This is a genomic window from Paenibacillus qinlingensis (genome assembly GCF_013204845.1).
Classification (GTDB): Bacteria; Bacillota; Bacilli; order Paenibacillales; family NBRC-103111; genus Paenibacillus_E; species Paenibacillus_E qinlingensis.
In genome coordinates this window covers 715,417-734,707 of record NZ_JABMKY010000002.1, presented here as the reverse complement: position 1 = coordinate 734,707, position 19,291 = coordinate 715,417, and the positions used below count along the sequence as shown (strand labels likewise).

The 19,291-nt window shown below is 36.0% G+C and carries 17 protein-coding genes and 1 pseudogene; 12 read left to right on the top strand and 6 right to left on the bottom strand.

Annotated features, from left to right (window positions below; translation table 11 throughout):
* Window positions 1-334: 334 nt before the first annotated feature.
* Complete coding sequence (locus HQN88_RS06710; RefSeq protein ID WP_173109441.1) at window positions 335-817, top strand: hypothetical protein; 483 nt, start codon at window positions 335-337, stop codon at window positions 815-817.
* Window positions 818-935: 118 nt separating this feature from the next.
* On the opposite strand, the gene HQN88_RS06705 is transcribed toward HQN88_RS06710, so the two are convergent.
* Together HQN88_RS06705 and HQN88_RS06700 are read right to left on the bottom strand one after the other, a co-directional pair.
* Complete coding sequence (locus HQN88_RS06705; protein WP_173109440.1) at window positions 936-1,853, bottom strand: NmrA/HSCARG family protein; 918 nt, start codon at window positions 1,851-1,853, stop codon at window positions 936-938.
* Window positions 1,854-1,880: 27 nt separating this feature from the next.
* The gene (locus HQN88_RS06700) at window positions 1,881-2,891 is read right to left on the bottom strand and encodes an LLM class flavin-dependent oxidoreductase (RefSeq protein ID WP_173109439.1); all 1,011 of its coding nucleotides are present in this window, start codon (window positions 2,889-2,891) and stop codon (window positions 1,881-1,883) included.
* A 241-nt stretch (window positions 2,892-3,132) separates the two neighbouring features.
* Here HQN88_RS06700 and HQN88_RS06695 point away from each other — a divergent pair, with 241 nt between their 5' ends.
* On the top strand, window positions 3,133-3,483 hold the full coding sequence (locus HQN88_RS06695) for a winged helix-turn-helix transcriptional regulator (RefSeq protein ID WP_274318787.1): 351 nt from the start codon (window positions 3,133-3,135) through the stop codon (window positions 3,481-3,483).
* A gap of 420 nt (window positions 3,484-3,903) precedes the next feature.
* Here HQN88_RS06695 and HQN88_RS06690 read toward each other — a convergent pair whose 3' ends face one another.
* Together HQN88_RS06690 and HQN88_RS06685 are read right to left on the bottom strand one after the other, a co-directional pair.
* The gene (locus tag HQN88_RS06690) at window positions 3,904-4,059 is read right to left on the bottom strand and encodes a hypothetical protein (protein WP_173109438.1); all 156 of its coding nucleotides are present in this window, start codon (window positions 4,057-4,059) and stop codon (window positions 3,904-3,906) included.
* Between the two features lie 11 nt (window positions 4,060-4,070).
* On the bottom strand, window positions 4,071-4,931 hold the full coding sequence (locus HQN88_RS06685; protein ID WP_246320102.1) for an ATP-dependent DNA ligase: 861 nt from the start codon (window positions 4,929-4,931) through the stop codon (window positions 4,071-4,073).
* 471 nt (window positions 4,932-5,402) lie between these two features.
* On the opposite strand from HQN88_RS06685, the gene HQN88_RS06680 reads away from it, so the two are divergent.
* From HQN88_RS06680 to HQN88_RS06665, 4 genes are all read left to right on the top strand, one after another.
* Window positions 5,403-5,771: a YhjD family protein gene (locus tag HQN88_RS06680; RefSeq protein WP_173109437.1), complete on the top strand. Its 369-nt coding sequence runs from the start codon at window positions 5,403-5,405 to the stop codon at window positions 5,769-5,771.
* Window positions 5,772-7,043, top strand: coding sequence for a DNA polymerase IV (locus HQN88_RS06675; protein ID WP_173109436.1), 1,272 nt, complete (start codon window positions 5,772-5,774; stop codon window positions 7,041-7,043). It begins immediately after the preceding gene.
* On the top strand, window positions 7,040-7,414 hold the full coding sequence (locus HQN88_RS06670) for a YolD-like family protein (RefSeq protein ID WP_173109435.1): 375 nt from the start codon (window positions 7,040-7,042) through the stop codon (window positions 7,412-7,414). The genes HQN88_RS06675 and HQN88_RS06670 overlap by 4 nt, the downstream gene beginning before the upstream one ends.
* A gap of 170 nt (window positions 7,415-7,584) precedes the next feature.
* Window positions 7,585-8,934 carry a YopA family protein gene (locus HQN88_RS06665; RefSeq protein WP_173109434.1) on the top strand — a complete coding sequence of 450 codons (1,350 nt, stop codon included), beginning with the start codon at window positions 7,585-7,587 and terminating at the stop codon, window positions 8,932-8,934.
* A 99-nt stretch (window positions 8,935-9,033) separates the two neighbouring features.
* Here the strand turns inward: HQN88_RS06665 and HQN88_RS06660 are convergent, their stop codons facing one another.
* The gene (locus HQN88_RS06660; RefSeq protein WP_173109433.1) at window positions 9,034-9,657 is read right to left on the bottom strand and encodes a recombinase family protein; all 624 of its coding nucleotides are present in this window, start codon (window positions 9,655-9,657) and stop codon (window positions 9,034-9,036) included.
* Between the two features lie 207 nt (window positions 9,658-9,864).
* Between HQN88_RS06660 and HQN88_RS06655 the strand changes: the two genes are divergently transcribed.
* Both HQN88_RS06655 and HQN88_RS37540 read left to right on the top strand, forming a co-directional pair.
* Entirely contained in the window at window positions 9,865-10,686 is an 822-nt protein-coding gene (locus tag HQN88_RS06655) for a hypothetical protein (RefSeq protein WP_173109432.1), read from the top strand.
* Between the two features lie 198 nt (window positions 10,687-10,884).
* Window positions 10,885-11,061 carry a recombinase family protein gene (locus HQN88_RS37540; protein ID WP_338118523.1) on the top strand — a complete coding sequence of 59 codons (177 nt, stop codon included), beginning with the start codon at window positions 10,885-10,887 and terminating at the stop codon, window positions 11,059-11,061.
* A 598-nt stretch (window positions 11,062-11,659) separates the two neighbouring features.
* On the opposite strand, the gene HQN88_RS06645 is transcribed toward HQN88_RS37540, so the two are convergent.
* Window positions 11,660-12,721 (bottom strand): hypothetical protein, encoded by a 1,062-nt coding sequence (locus HQN88_RS06645; RefSeq protein ID WP_173109431.1) that lies wholly within the window; start codon window positions 12,719-12,721, stop codon window positions 11,660-11,662.
* Between the two features lie 623 nt (window positions 12,722-13,344).
* Here HQN88_RS06645 and HQN88_RS06640 point away from each other — a divergent pair.
* The 4 genes and pseudogenes from HQN88_RS06640 (at window position 13,345) to HQN88_RS06625 (ending at window position 19,128) form a co-directional block, all read left to right on the top strand.
* Window positions 13,345-14,481, top strand: a complete 1,137-nt coding sequence (locus HQN88_RS06640) for an SIR2 family protein (RefSeq protein WP_173109430.1) — start codon at window positions 13,345-13,347, stop codon at window positions 14,479-14,481.
* On the top strand, window positions 14,481-16,409 hold the full coding sequence (locus HQN88_RS06635) for an ATP-binding protein (protein ID WP_173109429.1): 1,929 nt from the start codon (window positions 14,481-14,483) through the stop codon (window positions 16,407-16,409). Before HQN88_RS06640 ends, HQN88_RS06635 begins: the two co-directional genes overlap by 1 nt.
* 102 nt (window positions 16,410-16,511) lie before the next feature.
* Window positions 16,512-16,619: pseudogene (locus tag HQN88_RS38595) on the top strand (hypothetical protein); the annotation flags it as partial.
* Window positions 16,620-16,827: 208 nt separating this feature from the next.
* Entirely contained in the window at window positions 16,828-19,128 is a 2,301-nt protein-coding gene (locus HQN88_RS06625) for a type IA DNA topoisomerase (RefSeq protein ID WP_173109427.1), read from the top strand.
* Window positions 19,129-19,291 lie beyond the last annotated feature (163 nt).

Genomic DNA, 19,291 nt, shown 5'->3' with positions numbered 1-19,291 from the left:
CAACTTAATAATCCATCAAACAACCTCACTTTAATTGAAGTGAGGTTGTTCTGTATAGTTTTTCAAATCTGGTAACATGAGTTTTTTTATCACGGATGGATAAACTAACCTATGATAATGAATCAAGGGTGGATTAGGTGCTTAATAGGATGAATTGCTTGAAGAAATCGTACATGTTCATAAGGAAATATCAGAATCCAGGATACAAAATATTGGTTTCATTAAGATTTGTTTACAATACAGTGGTGGCTGCTTCTTACTCTTAAATAATTCCCATGGGTTAAAAATGAGCATATGAGATTCAAGAAAAATATGTAAGGAGCGATTAAAGATAATGACAGAATCAGAGCAATTAAAAACGGAAGAAATAAAAAGAGAAGATTTTGAAAAGGAATACAAGGCATATTTGGAAGCACAGTGTACTCATGAGTTTGGGCTAAACAATAAATCAACAATTTACGTTTGCAAGATTGGATTGGCGCAAGGAGCTAACACGTATGATGCCGAATCTGGCAGGAATCTTTATACAGGTAACGTTGCATTAGGTGTTGAGCTTCAGCCAGGCAATATGAGTACTGTAAATATTGTTGACAGAAAAGTAGCTGCAAACATAGCAAATCTTTCTCTTATATATAGAATTATAGCTTCTGGGGAAGAGCTTGTAACGGACTTTGAGGAAGTTCGTGCGCCAAATGACGAATATTTAACTTACGTTACGTGGTCAATAAAGGATCCGGAGAATCTCGAACAGGAAAATTATCCAAAACCAGAAATTGAAGTGATGGTTAAAACCAATAAAACAACTCAGACATCATGACCGATAAAGTAAGTCAATCATATCTAAGCGGCCTATCAAATGAAACACACATAAAGTTCTTCTCAACCGTGAAAACAGCCGCTCATTGTGAGCGACTGCTTTTTCATCTAACTGGCGGTTAATCTATTTTAAACTTATCTTTATATTTTTCTGCAAACTCTTTAAACGAAGTTAATTTAATATTGTAAGTCTTTAATAAATCAATATCTACATTATAACCAACTACGTTAATCCATTGGTCACTTTTTACAGCTAATGGATGAATTCCTTGCTCCAATGCTTCTTCAATACCTAGTGTTGTGATTTTAAGCTCTTTTCCTGTGACCTCCGAGATGATCTCGGCAATTTTTTTATATGACAGCGATTCGGCAGCTAACTCAATATTATGTTTATTGAATTTTTCAGGATTTGCAAAGGCTGCACAAACAAAAGAAGCAAGATCTTCAACTGCAATGTGATCTATACGTCTATCACCAAACACAACAGTTTTTATATCCCCTTGTTTCAAATCAGGGTACATAAACTCAAATTTCTCAGTGAAATTTTCCATAATATTTGCTGGTTTCAAGATAGTCCATGAAGAAAAGCCTGCTGAACGAACAGCCTCCTCTATATCCCACTTATCTGTCCAGTATTTTTCAAACCAATAACCTGTTCCCCAATCTGGGAACTCCGTATATCTGCTTGTGGCTGCAACAGAAGTGTGCACAAATTGTTCTACGCCAACTTTTTTTGCACTTTGAATTAATGCAAAAGCCTGTTTCCTCTCTCTATCCGTTTCATTGGTATCCACTCCAGAAATCGGTACAGAAAAAACAGCATCGACATTTTTCATAGCATTCTCCAAAGAGGATGGGTCATCGAAGTTACCTACTACAGCTTCTGCCCCTTTTTGAATAAGCGCCTGGGCTTTAGAAGAATTTTCATCTCTAACTAAAATACGAACTTTAAATCCCTGTTTTAATGCTTCATTTGCAACAGCACCGCCTTGTAATCCAGTAGCGCCAGTAACTAAAATCAATTTTTGATTATTCATTTGATATCACCTTTCATGGGTATATTTTTAGTTTGGTTGTAGATTATAGAACTCAGCAAGTTTCTCATACAGTTTTAATCGCGTATCAAAGCCTTCTTGGGCAGTTGACACGATGAGTTCTTGGACACCTAGGGTATCCGCCAAGAAGTCCAATTTCGGCTTTAATTTGCTCCACGTACCTATTACTATCGTAGATAAAAACGATTGTGCAGCTTGATGATGAGCTTCAGAAAACCGTAACTCATGTGCCTTCAGTGGATCAAAACCGTTGAAGTACCCTAAACTTTGTAAAAATTTTAAACTTAGGATTCTTTTTTGATATTCTACTTCTTTATCCGTATCTCCGCCGATTACTGAAACGCCTAATATAACATCTGGTGCTGACGCGCCATGATTTGCTTGATAAAGCTTGCGATACAATGAGATGGCTTCTTTTGCCCCTGCAGGATTGAAATGATATGCAAAAGAGTAGTTGGCTGCTTCAATTGCCGCAAGTTGGGCACTATAAGGGCTGGACCCTAGAATCCAGATTGGCGGAAGTGGTGCGTCTTGTGGCATCGCAATTATCTGAGCAAATGAATCATCAGACAATGACTCTGAAGGCTGGTCATATCCTCTTAATTCACGAAGCAATTCTTGTAAATTATCTGCGTTTAATGAACTCATAGAGCGACGTAAGGCAAGCGCAGTTTTACTGTCAGTTCCAGGTGCACGGCCCACACCCAAGTCAATGCGATCTGGGTAGAACGTCTGCAGTAGTTTGAAGTTCTCAGCTACTTTTAACGGAGAATGATTGGGAAGCATGACACCACCTGAACCAACCCTTATGCGCTGCGTATTCGCAGCTATTTGAGCGATTAACAGTTCGGGCGAAGCGCTGGCTACGGAGGAAAGATTATGATGCTCCGTGACCCAAAAGCGTTCATAACCTAGTTCATCCGCTTTACTCGCTAGTTTAACCGAATTTAATAAAGCTTGTTTGGCTGACGTTTCATGATCGACTGGAGCCATATCCAATATAGATAAACGTTGAACCATGTTCTGCCTACATCCTTTCTAATTGATTGATCTCACGTCCATATTGAAAAGGTACTCCTAGATGCTCACGTAAAGTTGTTCTTTCATAATCCTTCATGAAACAATTATTTTAAAACCACAGCAAAAGTGGTACTATTACCTTATTCTTTATAAGCAATAATAACAAGTACTGTTATTTTTAATATGTACTATGTTTTTTGGTAGTAATGAGATTTCATTTGGCTATTTTAGGAGGAGAAATGTGACTAAAAATACGAAGTACCGTACACCTGACTGTGGTTTAACAAAAGTTCAACAAATGTTAGGAGGGAAATGGAAACTCTTATTACTATGGTATCTTTCAGAGGAGCCTAGACGTTTTGGAGAGATCCGTCGATGTTTTCCGGAGATTACTGAGGCCATGTTGACAAAACAGTTGAGGGAACTGGAGCAGGATAAATTAATCTATCGTGAAGTATTCAAGGTAGTTCCGCCAAGAGTAGAGTATTCATTAACAGATTTAGGATTAAAATTTTCTCCAATTATACAGGCAATGTATGAGTGGGGGGAAGAGAATTTGAAGGAATACACCATAGTCGCTAAACACAATTAGCGTTACTATTAGGGGATTCGTTTCTATTTATTAAGCTAACGAGAACCTTTTGTTAAATTTAGGTAGAATTAAAGAAGGTTTGGTTATGTTTACGTGGATTTTGATTTGTTCATTTATAGTTAATCTAAGTTTAAACTAAGTGGAACTATATTACGGGAGCTGCATTTAAGCAGCTCTTTTTTTGGTTCCATTAGTAAAACGTGGTAGCACGTTAGAATGTTATTACCATTACCTAAATCAATAGGCAGCCGGAGCTGCAAGATTAACATGCCTCTAAGCGGTCTGCGGGTTCGATTGTCTTGATTTATCGGGGATCCAAGATGGACAGTTTGAACATGTCATTAGAATCGAACAAAAAGAAATAGCCATTAGGAAAGCATCCCAAGGGCTTTATGTGCTTAAAAGTTTGGTTTAATTATTTTATAATTCCAAATTATCATCAAGTAAAATATAGGCTTCCATTCCTATATCAAACACAATTATCTCCCTAGCATCATTATACAACATGTCATTAATCTCAAGATGACTCAATGTTTTCTCCTCGCCGGTTACCTTATGCTTTACTTTGTATTCCATGACCTCAACCCCTAAACAATAAATTCCTCGAAGACAGGCAAACGCATTAAACCTGATTTATACCAGTCCCGGTACTTCACCTTACAACGTACTAATGGTTTAACAAATACGTGATCTTTGCTCTCACCACTTTTGTATGCCTGGAATACTGGCCACATGGATTGGCGAGCTGACTGGGTTATTCCCAACTCCAAAGCACCAATTGGTCTAATTTTGTCGCCATCGGGATAACCAAGTAGCCATGAATGTTCCTTCTTGCTATATCCAGTTATATAGACTTCTGCTTTTTGATAATTAATTACCTTTTGCCATGACCACGAGCGAATTGAGCGCGATAATCGTAAATCCGTTTCATACTTCGAAGCCTTCTTTTTTATCACAATTCCTTCAAGTCCATGCTGACATACGATATTAAAGAAATCCTGTGTGCTTCCCTGTATTGGCCGTACAATTCTGTAGTTTTCATTTTCCTGCACTGCCTCTTCAAGAAGCTGTTTTCGTTGTTCTAACGGCATACTAGTTACATCTACGCCGCGGTGGTACAAGATATCAAACGCCATAAATAAGACTGGCTTTCTACTCTTGCTGGATCGGAATCCTGTGTTACACGCTTCGAAATCGGCTCGACCTTGTTCATTAAGTACTACAATTTCACCATCTAGTATGGTTCCTTTTGGAATAGGTGGATTGTGCAGCTCTGGATATTTATCTGTTGCATTTGTATTTTTTGTATATAGATTTAATTCATCTAGATTAGAAACAATCAACCTTATGCCATCCCACTTGAGTTCGGCAAAAGTGGAAGAGTCATCAAATGCCAGATTGTTTTTACTGTATTGTAAAAGCATTGGAGGAATAAACATTTTCTTCATCACCCATAATAATGGTACACCTTAGAGCAGTCTGTGACTAATGGAATTTGAAGGAATTAAGGAGTCTTGTTAAATGAAAAAAATTGTAATTCCAAGTTCAATTTTTTGTTTGAGCATTGCAACTGCAATCTCATTTCCAGTTTATTTCGCTCTTAAAGGAAGATAACCACATGTGTGAATAAGCACGGAGTCATGATCTCCGGGCTTCAATAATTAGTCTTCGGCAGCCTTGTAATTAACTTGGCATAGCATTAATATAAGCTGTCGTTAAATGACACATTCAGGAGCTTGTTGATGTAAACTTAGTCTATAATCGAAGAATAACCTCACTTGTTGAAGGATAGAAAGCAAATCCCTGATTGACCGTAATTGGCCAGTGGGGATTTTTTTATTTTTAGTACTTGCATAGCGAATACGTGTTCGGTATATAATAATTTATACGAACATACGTTTTGTAGTGGCGGTGAAAAGATGAGTGTTGTATCAAGATTTGAGAATGCGGAGGATGTTCAAATTATTAAAGAGTATACGTTATTACCCATTTTGCTCGATATGTTAACCAGGGACATGGAGGAGCTGAAGATATATAAAGATAAAATCGTATATAACCATGTTCTCTTTTATTTGAAAGAAGTGGAGAGCGATATTTACCCCCAAATACAAATTATTAAGAACAGTATGAAGAAGAGAGATATCAAAGTGCTCAGTACAACCACGAATGCAGTCGGTATTAACGTAGAATACAAAGTCCGAGGTTATATCTATTATTTCACGATGTTACGAAGCTTAGTTAAAGCAGAACTAATGACTACGCTGATGAACATGCGGAGGCGCGTTTAGATGAGTAAAAAATGCGAAAAGACAATTTTCCTATCAGATTGTCAGTCATTCTATGCAAGCGTTGAAAAGGCTACTCATCCTGGTCTTGATAATTTACCTGTTGTTGTAGCTGGAGATCCGGCCAGGAGATCAGGAATTATTTTGGCGGCATGTCCTATTGCAAAAGGTTTTGGCATTACTACAGCCCAACGTCTTGGTGAAGCCTTACAACTTTGCCCAAATGCTATTGTAATGCGTCCGCACATGCAGCGCTATATTGACGTATCGCTTGCGATAACAGGTATATACGAAAAATATACTGATCTCGTAGAGATATTTTCAATCGATGAGCAGTTCTTGGACGTGACTGGTTCACTCAATCATTTTGGTTGTACGCCAGATGAACTGGCAGTAATGATTCAACAAAAAGTTGCTGCATCAATGAACATTCGAATTCGAGTAGGAATTGGACCGACTAAAATACTTGCAAAGCAGGCAACTGATAATTTCGCAAAGAAAAATGCGAGTGGAATATTTACGCTAGGCAAGGATGATGTTGAGAGATTCCTATGGCCCTTATCCATTGATAAGATGTACGGAGTTGGTTCACGAATGACACGCCACTTTGTCGCTCTTGGTATGACAACAATAGGTCATGTGGCTAAAACCCCATTAGCGACACTAAAGCAGAAATTCCGTGCACGTTTCGGTAAACAATCCGATATTCAAGCGGAAGTCATGTGGAGAACGGCAAACGGATTAGACGATAGTCCTGTCACGCCTGGAACATTTGATATCGCACCAAAGTCAATTGGCCACGCTATGACGCTACCTCGCGATTATTTGACGGTTGAGGAGGTTGACATCGTACTACTGGAGTTAACGGAAGAAGTGTGCCGCGATGCTAGGTCGAAGGGATTTACAAGCGGGACAGTCCACGTTTTCTGTATGTGTTCGCCATATGACTCTCCAACAGGCTTCAGTCAACAACGTAAGATGCCACTGAACACAAATCATACATTGAAAGTTTACGACTCAGTACGTAAAATATTTCGTCGCAATTGGAACGGATTGCCCGTTCGGAAGGTAGGCGTTACGCTGGGAACTCTTGCAGAGGAAGACGTTACTCAACTTGACCTATTCGAAGATGTAACGAAATTGCGTGAACTTGATCGCGTAGTCGATGGCATAAAGGACCGTTTTGGTAATACAGCAATCATTCGTGCTTCGAGTCTTATGAAGGCTGGATTAGCAACTGATAGGGCTGGTAAAATTGGGGGGCATTATAGATGAGCAAGAAACTAGAAATGAACGGTCTATGGGAATCAAGTCGGATGATGCTTCCTCAACATAAAGAGTCCGCAATCAGAGTTCAGGAAGAAAAGCAATACATTCAGCGTCAAGTACTCGATGAGCAAGAAATTCATTTCATCTCTGCTACACTTAGCCAATCCCAAATTTACAAAAGAACTGTACAACTAACCGTATATGACAAATACCATCCACGTACTATTTCGGGTGTAGTGACGCGCAGCAAGCATGGAGAATTTCGTTTGGACACCATTGACCCGTTCAGTGGGGCAGAGGATTGGGATTGGATTAGATTTCAAGATGTACTGAAGGCGGAGCTTTGCAAAGAATGTGATGAGATTATTGATCAGTAGAGTATCCCTACAATATGAGAAAAAATGAAGTGTTAATTTTACAAGAAGGCATCCAATTGATGCTTTTTTATTTTTTTAAAATGTAGGTACGCAAAAGAAGGGTTCCAATATATGGTATGATCTATGTTAGAAGAGTATTGGAAATTATTTCTCTGAAGGAGGCTTTATTTTTGTTGGAATTTGATAATATTTTAGAAGCTAATTACCTCGAATATGAGGTTAATGAAAGTATTCTTATCTATAGTGGTGAATTTATTCTAATCGTCAATGATGAGAAAGAACATTCTTTTATAGGTGAAGTAAGTTTAAACTGGCTTCCTAGTCCAATGCTTAGATTAAACGGAGCATCAATTCATAGCCATAATGATTTTCACAATACAGACAATATGGAGCAGAACAAAGCCAAGATAAAAATCTCCGATTATTTTGTAGAAGATGTGTTTATAAGCGGAATTAGTCATAATTTATCTGGAAGTATAAACATTAAAGGTGAAATATTATCCTCCATATTGAAGAAGCAATCTAAAAAGGTTGCTTACATTAAGTGTGGGATTACTAATCTTATCAATACTTTTGGTGGAGAGAACGTTAAATATAAAGAAGGTGGCGTTCGAAACAGGTTCAATATAAGTATTGATGGGTGGAATATTACTATAGACAAAAGACCAGATTACAAAGAGAAAAGGATATATGAAACACTCAAGAGTACGGGTGGTTATGCAATAACACATCTTTGTCAAATTAAAAGAGAAGATGGACAAGCTTTTGAAACGAAAGGTATTTCAGATTTGGAAGAAGCATTGCATTGGGCACTTTCTTTCGTTACAGGAAGACACGTCGGTATATGCTACCTTGAAGGTTATGATGAAAACGGTGAAGTTATCTGGAAGAAATATCAAACCCCTTCAATAGACAAATGGAGATATAGAAAAACTTGGTTTCCTGCTATGGATGATAAGGCACTTTCCGAAATATTTCAGCTAATATATACCAAACTACAAGATGTATACTGGAAGAAAGTATTAACTAATGTTTTTAGCTGGTATCTTGAATGTCATTCGGAAGGAATAATTGAAAATAAAATAGTTTCTAACCAAATTGCTTTAGAAACTTTGGCTTGGAGTTATCTTGTCGAAGAAAAGGGGATTCTGCAAGAACAAGAATATAGTAAAAAGAGAGCATCGGATATTTTTCGTTTATTTATCCAACAATTTATTATAAATACGACGATTCCAAGCAATTTTCCATATTTAGAAGAAGTTCGAAAACTAAATTATTTTGATTCTGCGCATCTAATTACCGATTTTAGAAATAATGTTGTTCACCCGAAAAAAAAGGTGATATTTCAACCATTACCGAATGATTTTAGTTTTTTTGTATTAAGATTAGGACTTCATTATGTTGAGCTTGGTCTTCTATTTATCATTGGATATAAAGGCAGATATCTTAATCAACTCTATTTTGGTTGGGATGGAATATATGACATCGTACCGTGGAGTGAGAATGTCTTGGAGAAGTAGATATTATAAGGGGAACCACTTAATCAGGAAAGTATCGTTGAAGATCATATTATCTTGTATCGCTGTAGCGATAGGTGGACTAAGAATAACCACAGCGAATTATCCTGTGGTTATTTGTAAATCAATTTCTTCATGTTCTTTAACTCTTCTGTAAAAGGTGTTCGGTTTCATATTTAACCTTTTCATACCTTCTGTAGCTGTAATTTGACCAGATTTCCAATGAGAGTACACGCCTAAAAATTCAAGAGTAATCTTTTGCTTTGGTCTTCCAAACTTAACACCATGACTCATAGCCACTTCAATTCCTTCAGCTTGACGTTGCTTTGTTTTCTTGCGCTCCTGTTCTGCAACGTAAGATAGCATGCTAAGGAATTGATCTTCGAGAAGCTTTCCTAGATCACCCATTGTTCGGAATTTGCGACTATCGAATAACGTCTCGTTCTCCAGAACAACAATGTCAGCATTTAGTTCTCGTGTAATGTGCTTCCACTCACGAATAATTCCATCATAATCGCGTCCTAGTCTGTCTAAAGCATCAAGGTACAGAAGATCACCTTCTCGAATGATAAGGCGCATTGCTTGATATTGTGGGCGATTAAAGTCTTTTCCTGATTGCTTATCAACAAATGTGTATCGATCTTGGATGCCAAGTTCTCGCATCTTTTTTAATTGTCTTTCTGTGTTCTGATCTTTGGTTGAAACTCGAACATAACCTAATTTCATGGACTTTCACCCCTTGGAATGATTTGGAATATGTCAAAAAGTATATCCTAAAAATAGGATATGTCAATTTGATGTTAAATACTTTTTGAAATAATGAATTGGGCGGTGATTTGCCTGTGTCAAAATGTTTACTTTTTGCAATAAGCAGCTTAGAGATATAAAATGTTTTAAGAGATTAATGGTATTTTTTTGTGAGGGTGATTATCTATGAAAATAGAACAATTGAAAAGAGAATACAGCATTAGACATTGGGCTGCTTATAAACCCTCTGAAGTTCAATATACCAAATTTATGCCGTTTGAAATTTTGGCAGCTCTAAAAATAGAAGATGTGTACACACAAGTTTTTAATGCAAGATCCTCTCTATTATTTATGGAAGTTGACGATTATGGGAAGATAGTTACTAATACCGATCAAGCCCTTGTCTTTATAAGATCGAAATTTTTAATGGATGCTTTAGCATGTTATAACTATGCGATCGACTTATCTTGGCAGACCCTTTATTTGTATTATGGAAATAATTCATACAATATTTTATTGAACAGGGATGAATACTACAAGGCATTGCAAGGATGTAATCATGAGGTTGTACGATATTATCTAAGATTAGCTAATCAAAATAAGACAAATGTTTGCGTTACAGATTTTTTCAACAATCCTACAACACGAGAAGTTCGAGAGGCATATAACTATATAAAGCACAGGGGAACTTTCAATATAGAAGGGATGAAGAATGGTAATCATCGCTTTCCGTTGGAAATTAATGGGCTTGAACTTCAAATGGCTCATAGAGATACAATTGTGTTGGAAGATTGGAAAAATAAATTAATAAATTTCGATATTAAGTTCCATGGTTATTTTAACAGCATAATAACTTCGATAATGTCCGCTGATTTTACGGATGGGATGGTAACTGTGGGTAATGTTATAGGCTTGCTTGAACGTTTAGGGAAAGAAATTGACGGATTTGAGTCGATGGATATAACCAAACTTGGATTTAATATAGATGGGGTAAATTCTATCGACTAGTGCTGATAATATAGAGAGTGGGGATGCGTAAATATCAAAAATAGTTACGTCAGCTGCAATAATGCCATGAGGCTGTTCTTCTGCGACAGGACATCGGGGTCAACTTTGGTCGTAATATGTTGGATATGCCGACCCATTCAATTGCAAGCTTATTCAAGTGCCTGATGATATTCAACTAAGGGGAGACACTTTGTTTCAATTGATGACTCAATAGATAACACCACAAATGCAGGAAAAGCACTTTTTGGAATGTTGGCGGTTTTCGCGGAGTTGAACGAAATATTACTGTTGAGCGCGCTCAAGCGGGGTTATCGGCGGCGAAGGCTAAATGATGGACGAATGTCAGTTATAAGAGGAAACTTGAACAAGCCCTGAAATTGTATGACGCACAAACCCATACGATGGAGGAGATAGGGGATTAACTAGCGTTAAGAGGGTAACTCTGTATAGGACAATTAGTTAACGAAAAGATACAGTAACCTAAAGTACTCAAAAACTCCACCTCATTTTAACAGGTGGAGTTTTTCCTATATTAACTATTGCCTTCATTAAAAGCTTCTCCAATCTAGTGTGAACTGAAGCTTTTTATTGTCGAGTTGAATTACTTTCATCTCAAGTATTAAGTCTTGCGAGTCCTACGATGCGCTTAGTGTTAAAAATTTGCGATAGGGCTGAATCGATAGAAGTTTGAAATTCAATAAATCGCATCGCTGGAGCGATAGGTGGATGGCTATGAAATTGCGAAAAAATTATTGTGCTGCTGAACAAATGAAAGTAGCTACAGCGAGTTGTACTGTGGTTACTTATGAATTTCCCCCTACTGTGATCTAAGCCGTATTAGACCACAAGTATCGGGGCAAAGTTAATCAGAAGCGCTTTTATTCTCAGAAATTCCCGCACACTGTCCCTCTACGACAGGCAATGATTGAATAACTGCTTGAATGGCAGCTGAATGTTTAGTGAGCAAGTAATGCTAAATGTAATTGGCATCGTTTGTAATTATATCTCTTATTATTTGCTCTTCCTCAGTAATCAGGTTACCAGGTCTAAGTAATAAGCTTAGCCTTTTGTTTCCTTGGGAGAACGACAAGTATGTTTTTACTAAATGTTTATACAAATAATCTATATCTTTTACAATATCAAACATTATCTTTGCTTGTTCAAGGTTGACACTCTCCCATGTGTGGGCAGGTGTTGCAAGTTTATGTGTATCGTATTTAACTTGCTCTGCAGGTGTTCTTTGCCCTTTAAGTTTATCATGAACAATCATCACAATTTCGAAGTAATTCTCATGTAATACTTCCTCATCTGCTCTTTCTATTGGAACACCTTCAATATTAACTTGTATTGGAAGAACAAAAGGGAAAACTGGAGAAAAGCCATGTTTTATCTTGTTATAAAAATCATAGTAGGTAACACTATCTTGATCTTTTCGTACAATTGATTCGCAGATTGGTAAGAATAATTCATAAATTAATTGTGATGATACTTGTATTCCCTTCCAGATAGTTTCTCTTTCATCTTCGGTAATATTGTTAAAAATTCTATTAAGATCGAATTTGGCTTGAGGAAGTCTAAAAATTTGTTTTATTATTCGGGAATTTCCATTTGCAATTGAATTATAAAAGCCCATTGGATCAGAATAAGCTAAAAAATACTCTGATATTGATGTCCCATTTAGACTAAATTCCCGAACAGCAGAGCAAATGCCAGCAAATTCTTCAATGATCGTGCCGTATCGAAGAATCAAGTCACAGTAAAGAGCTTGCATTTTTATGTAATCCTGAATACCGTTGCACCTAGCAGATAATTCTTCAAAAGTATTATAAAGATCAGTAAACAGACCAGTGCGCTGTGAAATGCCATAATAATGTTTACTCCACAAAATCTCTAAGCTTACTTGATCTAAAACTTGAGAAGACTTCTGGAAATCGTCGATAGAATATGGAATTGGTGTAATGATAAGTGTTTTGGTTCCATTATTATCGATTTCAGTTTCAATATTAAAATCAATATCGTATAGTGTGGTAATCATTTGTACCTCCATGTTTAGTGTTTTTAATTCATCTGAAGCCATTATTAGTACTATGTTATGCTTGGTATATGTTGTTAGAGTATATAGGTCATTATAACTAGTTTATTCGACACGAGGAATACCTTGCCGAAATTTTGCAGATATGCAAGCGTAATGTGATCGGATATCTACGGAGAACGAAAGTTGGGCGAAAGATGATAGAATAGAACTACAAAAAAACCTAGATGCTTTGCGACAAGGTGATGTGTTCGTGGTTTATAAACTTATTGAGTTATATGAGATGCTTAATGCGCAAGGTGTTAGAACTGGTAAGCACTAATGACAGTTAAGAGACATCTACACTAACAGGGGAAGCCATGTTCAAGATAATTGTTAGCTGCTTCTAGTTACAGAGATCGAAGAGATGACAGGAGTAAAGAAAACGACTCTTTATCGAGCGATAAATGAGAGTCTATGTTCTTATGTCATCAGTAGTCATTTTGATAAAGTGATAATTTCAAAACTATAGTACGCTGAGATGGGAAATGTTACAATAAATGTACTTTGGAAAAAAGTAGAAATACAATAAATGTTCATGATTCTATAGCTGTTAATAAAATAGTTTGAAGGTGAGATTTTTGACCATGAAGTTTCAGAATAATACGCTATTTGAGAAAGTGAAAAAATATATCGAATCTGGAAATATCCATTTTTTAATTGGCTCGGGTGCATCGATAAAGGCAATTAGAACTCTTGGTAATCTTGAAAATGATTTAACAATGTTTATTCGTGATTTTCAGATAAGTAAAGAAAATAGTGTTAGAGACTCTATCATAAGTATGATTAATGTTTTTTTGAATGACGTAAAAATGCCAAATAATCAACTAATAGAAAGTATAATTAACAATAATCATGTAATGACTGAAGGGGTTAAAGAAACATTAGAATCATATATGAAATTTTTGAAAGTTATCTATCAGTTAATGCTTACGAGAGGTTCAGATAGATTACCTAAAAAAATGAATGTTTTCACAACAAATTATGATTTGTTTTTAGAGTTTGCATTAGAAAATTTAAGAATACCATACAATGATGGTGGCATTGGGGTGTTTTATAGATATTTTAGTAGTAAAAATTTTCAAAAGAGAATTTTTAAGTTGAGTGAATCATACTCCTACCAATATGAGGAGCCGTTAATTAATATTATTAAATTACATGGTTCTGTAAATTGGAATTTTGATAGTGAGACAGATTCAATACGCATTGCAAATAATGTTGCTATTCCTGAAGTTACTGATGAATTTCTTGATGAGTACGCATACTTTAGGCAAGATGTTAATTTGCCAATTATACTACCGACAAAACAGAAATTTGTTAGAACGTTAATGGAACATACATACTATGACTTGTCACGTCTGTATTCTAACGAATTAGAAAGAGAGCAGAGTGTATTGTTTACCTTTGGTTTTTCTTTTGAGGATGAACACATAAGATCAATAACACAAAGGGCATTGAGCAACCCGTACTTAACTTTGTTAATCTTCCCATATAGTTTTGAGGATGAGCAAAGATTATTAAGGTATTTTAATTTATTTACAAATGTTAAAGTCGTCAGAATCCAAGAAATAACAAATGAAGAAGATGATGGGAATAAAGAGTATTCACTAATCTTCGCGAACAATGAAATGGACAGAACGAGGAGAGTAAATATTGATTTCCAGGTCTTTATCGATACTTTTAGTTTTTTGCTTAATATGGTTTCCGAAAGAAAGGTGTTTTAATGAACACTGATATTGAACAAGTCGATGAGATTTTAAGAATTAAAGCATTTTCAAAAATCGGTGAAGTTTTCGAAGTAGAAGGTAAAAGAGTTCTTATCAAAGTTGATAATCAAAAAAATTTATCAAACCTTTTTTTTAATGGAGAGATATATAGAAATGTTGGTATTGGCAGTTATATAAAAGTAAAGAAAGATTTTATTTACTTGATTGGAAAAGTGAATAAAGAATTCATAAAAGAAAATATAAACAGTAAAATTGAAAACAAACAATTACAATACGATCGATTCGTTGAACTTTTAATAATTGGTTTTTTTGAAAACGGCTTATTTGTTAGAGGGATTAAAGAACTCCCATTTTTGTATAATGAAGCGTTTCTTATGTCAGAACATGAAGTTAAAAAAATTTTTCAGTTGTCTAGCAAATATACAATTTCGATTGGTAAAGCATTATTTGAAGAAGTCAGTATTGAAGCAGGAATAACAAAACTATTTGCTAGTCATATTGGGATATTTGGAAATACAGGTAGTGGGAAATCAAATACATTGGCACGGTTGTATCACAATTTATTAACTTGTGATGGTATAGATTTGAGTAATAGTAAGATAATTTTCTTGGATTTTAATGGTGAATATTCAAATGAAAACACTGTCATCAACGGGAAAACAAATATTATCCTATCTACCAGAACGCAGAAGGACAGACTTAAGATCAAAAAAGATTGGCTGGATGATGAGTTTTGGGGGATATTACTACAGGCAACTGAAAGAACTCAAAAACCCTTTATAAGACGGACATTAAACTATCAAGAAACTTTATCCAAAAGCAGCAGGGATGAGACTCTTCAAAATATTGTTGAGGTAATATTAAGTTTGTTGAAGATTATCCTGAACAATGGTGGAGTTTCTAATAAAGAGGTCGATACATTTAATCTCTTAAAGCAGTCGATTAAAGAATTTTTCTCAATTGGAAATGAAGATAATTGTAGTGAAATTTTTCGTTATTATACTCTCCATAATGGCGCATTAAGTAGGTTTTATAATCCACAATTTGATATTGGCTATACTAACTATAGTGGTAAGATTTACTTTGGCGCTAATAATACAAATTCAGATTTAGAATTACAATCATTTAGAAATAAACTAATTGAATTAGTAAGGGATTATACTGGTGGTATCTCTGATTTGGGTTTGTTCGAACTTGCATTGGGACTTAGATTGGCAAAAGATGTCCTAAATAATATCGCACATTTTGAACATGTTTCTCCAATAATACATAGGTTTCAAAAAAGGAAACTTGAATTAGAGAAGTTATTTGAAATTGGTGATATTGCTTTCGACCAAAGTAATCCTGCCGTTTTAACTAGCATATCGTTAAAAGATGTGAATACAGAAATGAAAAAGTTAATCCCACTTCTAATTACAAAGAAAATTTACGATAGTCATAAAGAAAACCATAGTGAGAGCGTAATCACTAAGACACTGCATCTTGTTATTGATGAAGCTCATAATATACTATCTGATGAATCTTTTAGGGAGAGTGAGAGTTGGAAGGATTATAGGTTGGAAGTATTTGAGGAGATAATTAAAGAAGGTAGAAAGTTTGGTGTGTTTCTAACCCTATCAAGTCAAAGACCATCAGATATTTCTAACACGATTATTTCCCAGCTTCATAATGTATTTATTCACAGGCTAATAAATAATAATGATTTATTAACGATGAGCAAAACTATCTCCTTTTTGGACAAAACTTCTTTCGATTCTTTGTCTATTTTACCACCTGGAGCATGCGTTTTTACTGGTACAGCAACTGAAACACCTATTGTAGTCCAAATCCCATTATTAGATAAAAGTCTGCAGCCTATGAGCGAAACAGTCAATCTTGAAAGGTTATGGGGGCTAGATAGTTCGCATCAAGCTCCATTGTGTTAGAGAGTCATGGAAAAATGGTGTTAATAACAAACAGGGAATTTGGCTCATTCTCTCTGGTCATGGTGGCTGCACACGACTTTGTTTTCTACAAAAAGAGCAAAGATGACAGCCAAGTGGGCACGTATCCCTTGGGATGTGCTGGAGAAGATTTCCGTACGTATCGTATATTTACATCCAAACCACCAACTACCATCGAGTTATTCGGATTAAGGAGTAATTTGATATCTGCTCGGATAGTGAAAATTCAAAACTAATTACCTTACTGAATTAATATTTACTTACCAATCTGCAGATGATATAATAATTGCAATAATAAAGTATGACTTAAAAGGTCCAGAGTTAGTAGCTCGGGCCTTTTTTGTTTGCAGTTTTCGTTCTCAACTTTGAGTAGATATATTAATTAAGGAGCGATAATCTGTTGAAGACATTAATTATTGCGGAAAAACCGGATATGGGACGAAATATAGCTGCCGCAATAGATCCTAAAGCAAAAAATAACCGTTCTTATTTAGAAGGCGAACAGTATATTATTACTTGGGCAATTGGGCATTTAATTGGATTAGCTGAACCAGATGCATATGATGATAAGTACAAGAAGTGGAACATAAACGATTTACCTATTATTCCCGATAATTTTAAGTTAGTTCCCAATAAAAATACAGTTGATCAACTTAAAGTTATTGCTGATTTAGCTAAACGGTGCAATTTGGTAGTCAACTCTTGCGATGCCGGAAGAGAAGGCCAGTACATCTTTTCGCTAGTCCAGAGATATCTAATGTTAAGTCAACCAGTTAAACGATTATGGATTTCTGATTTAACTCCAGAAACAATTAGAAAAGGATTTTCGGAGCTTAAAGATGGTTCTGAATATGAAAACTTAACAAAAGCTGCAACTGCCCGAAGTGAAGCAGATTGGCTGATTGGCATGAATGGTTCGAGAGCTTTTACGACTAAGCATAATGTATTGCTCTCTGTTGGCCGCGTACAAACACCGGTGCTTGCTCTAATTTATGACCGTCAGAAACAAATTGAGGCATTTTCATCGCTCAAATTTTATGAACTTGAGGGTTATTTCACTCAAGAGGATATTTCGTATAGAGGCATGTGGCAAGGCGAACGATTTACTGACGGAGAAAAAGCAAATTCGATTGCTACCAAAGTCAAGGGAAAGCCAGCAAGAATTAATTCCTATGAAGTTAAGGAAACAAAGGAATTTCCATTTAAGTTGTATGATTTGACTTTGTTGCAACGAGAAGCAAATGGGAAATATGCCTTTTCAGCTAAGAAGACATTGGACCTTGCGCAAGCTTTATATGAAAAGCATAAAGTAATATCCTACCCAAGAACAAATTCGAACTATGTAACCGAGCAAAATATCCCGGACATGCATAAGTCTTTAAATGCCTTACAAGGCACGGCATACCATGAGCTTGTTCAAGGTGCTAATCGTAATCTTGTTAATATTAATAATAAATTTATTTGTAATCCATCAAAGGTCGAAGATCACCATGCAATATTACCAACCAATAAAAAGGCTACATCACTTAATCCAGATGAACAGAAACTTTATGATCTAATTGTGAGACGTTTTTTGTCGCAATTCTATCCACCTGCATTCTATAAGGTACACACAGTGTTGACAGAAGTTGAGAACGAAATATTTAAGACAACTGTTAAAGAGCTACTCTCGCTAGGGTGGAAAGTTATTTATGCAGATCAAAAGAAGGAAAAGGCAAAGAATCAAAAAGGGAAAGAAAAAGATGAGGAAGAGGATGAAGAAGTAGAAGTTAGTGAGCCATTTTCAGTCAATGCTCAGGGGGAAGTCCAATGTTCGGATGCGATAGTTAAAGAGAAAGACACCCAACCTCCTAAGCATTTTAATGAAGGTACATTGCTGAAGGCGATGGAAAGTGCCGGTAAACAAATTGAAGATGATGAGCTTCGCGATGCAATGAAAGACTCTGGCCTTGGAACGCCAGCAACTCGTGCAGCTACAATCGAGAGGCTGAAAAATGTAGGATATGTGGAGATGCAGGGGAAAAAAATTCAAATTACTCAGAAGGGTCGGACCGCAATTGAATTGATTCGGGGTGCAGGAATTGAACTCTTGACCTCCCCTGAAATGACAGGACAATGGGAACGTAGACTAAATGAGATTTCTCGTGGAACTGCATCAAATGATCAATTCATGGAGAACGTGAAGAAATTTGCCACTAGAATTGTCGAAAAAGTTAGAGTGCAATCTCGCGCATCTAAAACCTCATTTGAGAGCGAGACCCTAACTAAGGTAGCTACTACTAAAGGACGAAGTAAAATTACTAAGCAAAGTTCAGACACAAAAAGCCCAAATGATAAAAGTGTTTCAAACGAGACCAGTCGTCGTTCGACTGCCAAAAAGTCTAAATCACTTGAAGAAACTACTTCCGAGTCTTCTAATGCATCACCAAGTATAATTGCCAGATGCCCACGGAAGGGTTGCAACGGTTTAATATTCATGGGCCGCAAGGGTTATGGATGTTCTAAATATAAGGAAGGTTGTAAATTTGTTATCTGGAAAGAAAACTTCGGACGTATTTTGACAGATGCTCAGGTTAAATCTTTAATTGAAAAAGGTAAAACTGGCAAACTAAAGCTTGAACGAGAGGATGGATCCTCAGTTGATGCACGTTTAATAATCGTGAATGCGGAGGCTGGTGAGCCGACTCTTAAAATTGAATAAGGGTATATTAAATATTGTTAATTTAAGTGACATAAATTGTTTTGTTCCAACAAAGGATGATGTATTTATTATTGTTAGTTCGGGGTTTATGATAGGTTATTATTTAATAAAATGAAATTTGTCTTGAAAACCTAGATAAGTAAAGAGCAATTAAAAGATATTG

Bases quoted from the DNA above. Each gene is read 5' to 3' on its own strand.
- HQN88_RS06660 (WP_173109433.1), bottom strand. From the start codon at position 9,657: ATGAAATTAGGTTATGTTCGAGTTTCAACCAAAGATCAGAACACAGAA.
- HQN88_RS06640 (WP_173109430.1), top strand. From the start codon at position 13,345: ATGAAGTTTCAGAATAATACGCTATTTGAGAAAGTGAAAAAATATATC.
- HQN88_RS06700 (WP_173109439.1), bottom strand. From the start codon at position 2,891: ATGGTTCAACGTTTATCTATATTGGATATGGCTCCAGTCGATCATGAA.
- HQN88_RS06675 (WP_173109436.1), top strand. From the start codon at position 5,772: ATGAGTAAAAAATGCGAAAAGACAATTTTCCTATCAGATTGTCAGTCA.
- HQN88_RS06710 (WP_173109441.1), top strand. From the start codon at position 335: ATGACAGAATCAGAGCAATTAAAAACGGAAGAAATAAAAAGAGAAGAT.
- HQN88_RS06670 (WP_173109435.1), top strand. From the start codon at position 7,040: ATGAGCAAGAAACTAGAAATGAACGGTCTATGGGAATCAAGTCGGATG.
- HQN88_RS06705 (WP_173109440.1), bottom strand. From the start codon at position 1,853: ATGAATAATCAAAAATTGATTTTAGTTACTGGCGCTACTGGATTACAA.
- HQN88_RS06655 (WP_173109432.1), top strand. From the start codon at position 9,865: ATGAAAATAGAACAATTGAAAAGAGAATACAGCATTAGACATTGGGCT.
- HQN88_RS06690 (WP_173109438.1), bottom strand. From the start codon at position 4,059: ATGGAATACAAAGTAAAGCATAAGGTAACCGGCGAGGAGAAAACATTG.
- HQN88_RS06645 (WP_173109431.1), bottom strand. From the start codon at position 12,721: ATGATTACCACACTATACGATATTGATTTTAATATTGAAACTGAAATC.
- HQN88_RS06685 (WP_246320102.1), bottom strand. From the start codon at position 4,931: ATGAAGAAAATGTTTATTCCTCCAATGCTTTTACAATACAGTAAAAAC.
- HQN88_RS06680 (WP_173109437.1), top strand. From the start codon at position 5,403: ATGAGTGTTGTATCAAGATTTGAGAATGCGGAGGATGTTCAAATTATT.
- HQN88_RS06635 (WP_173109429.1), top strand. From the start codon at position 14,481: ATGAACACTGATATTGAACAAGTCGATGAGATTTTAAGAATTAAAGCA.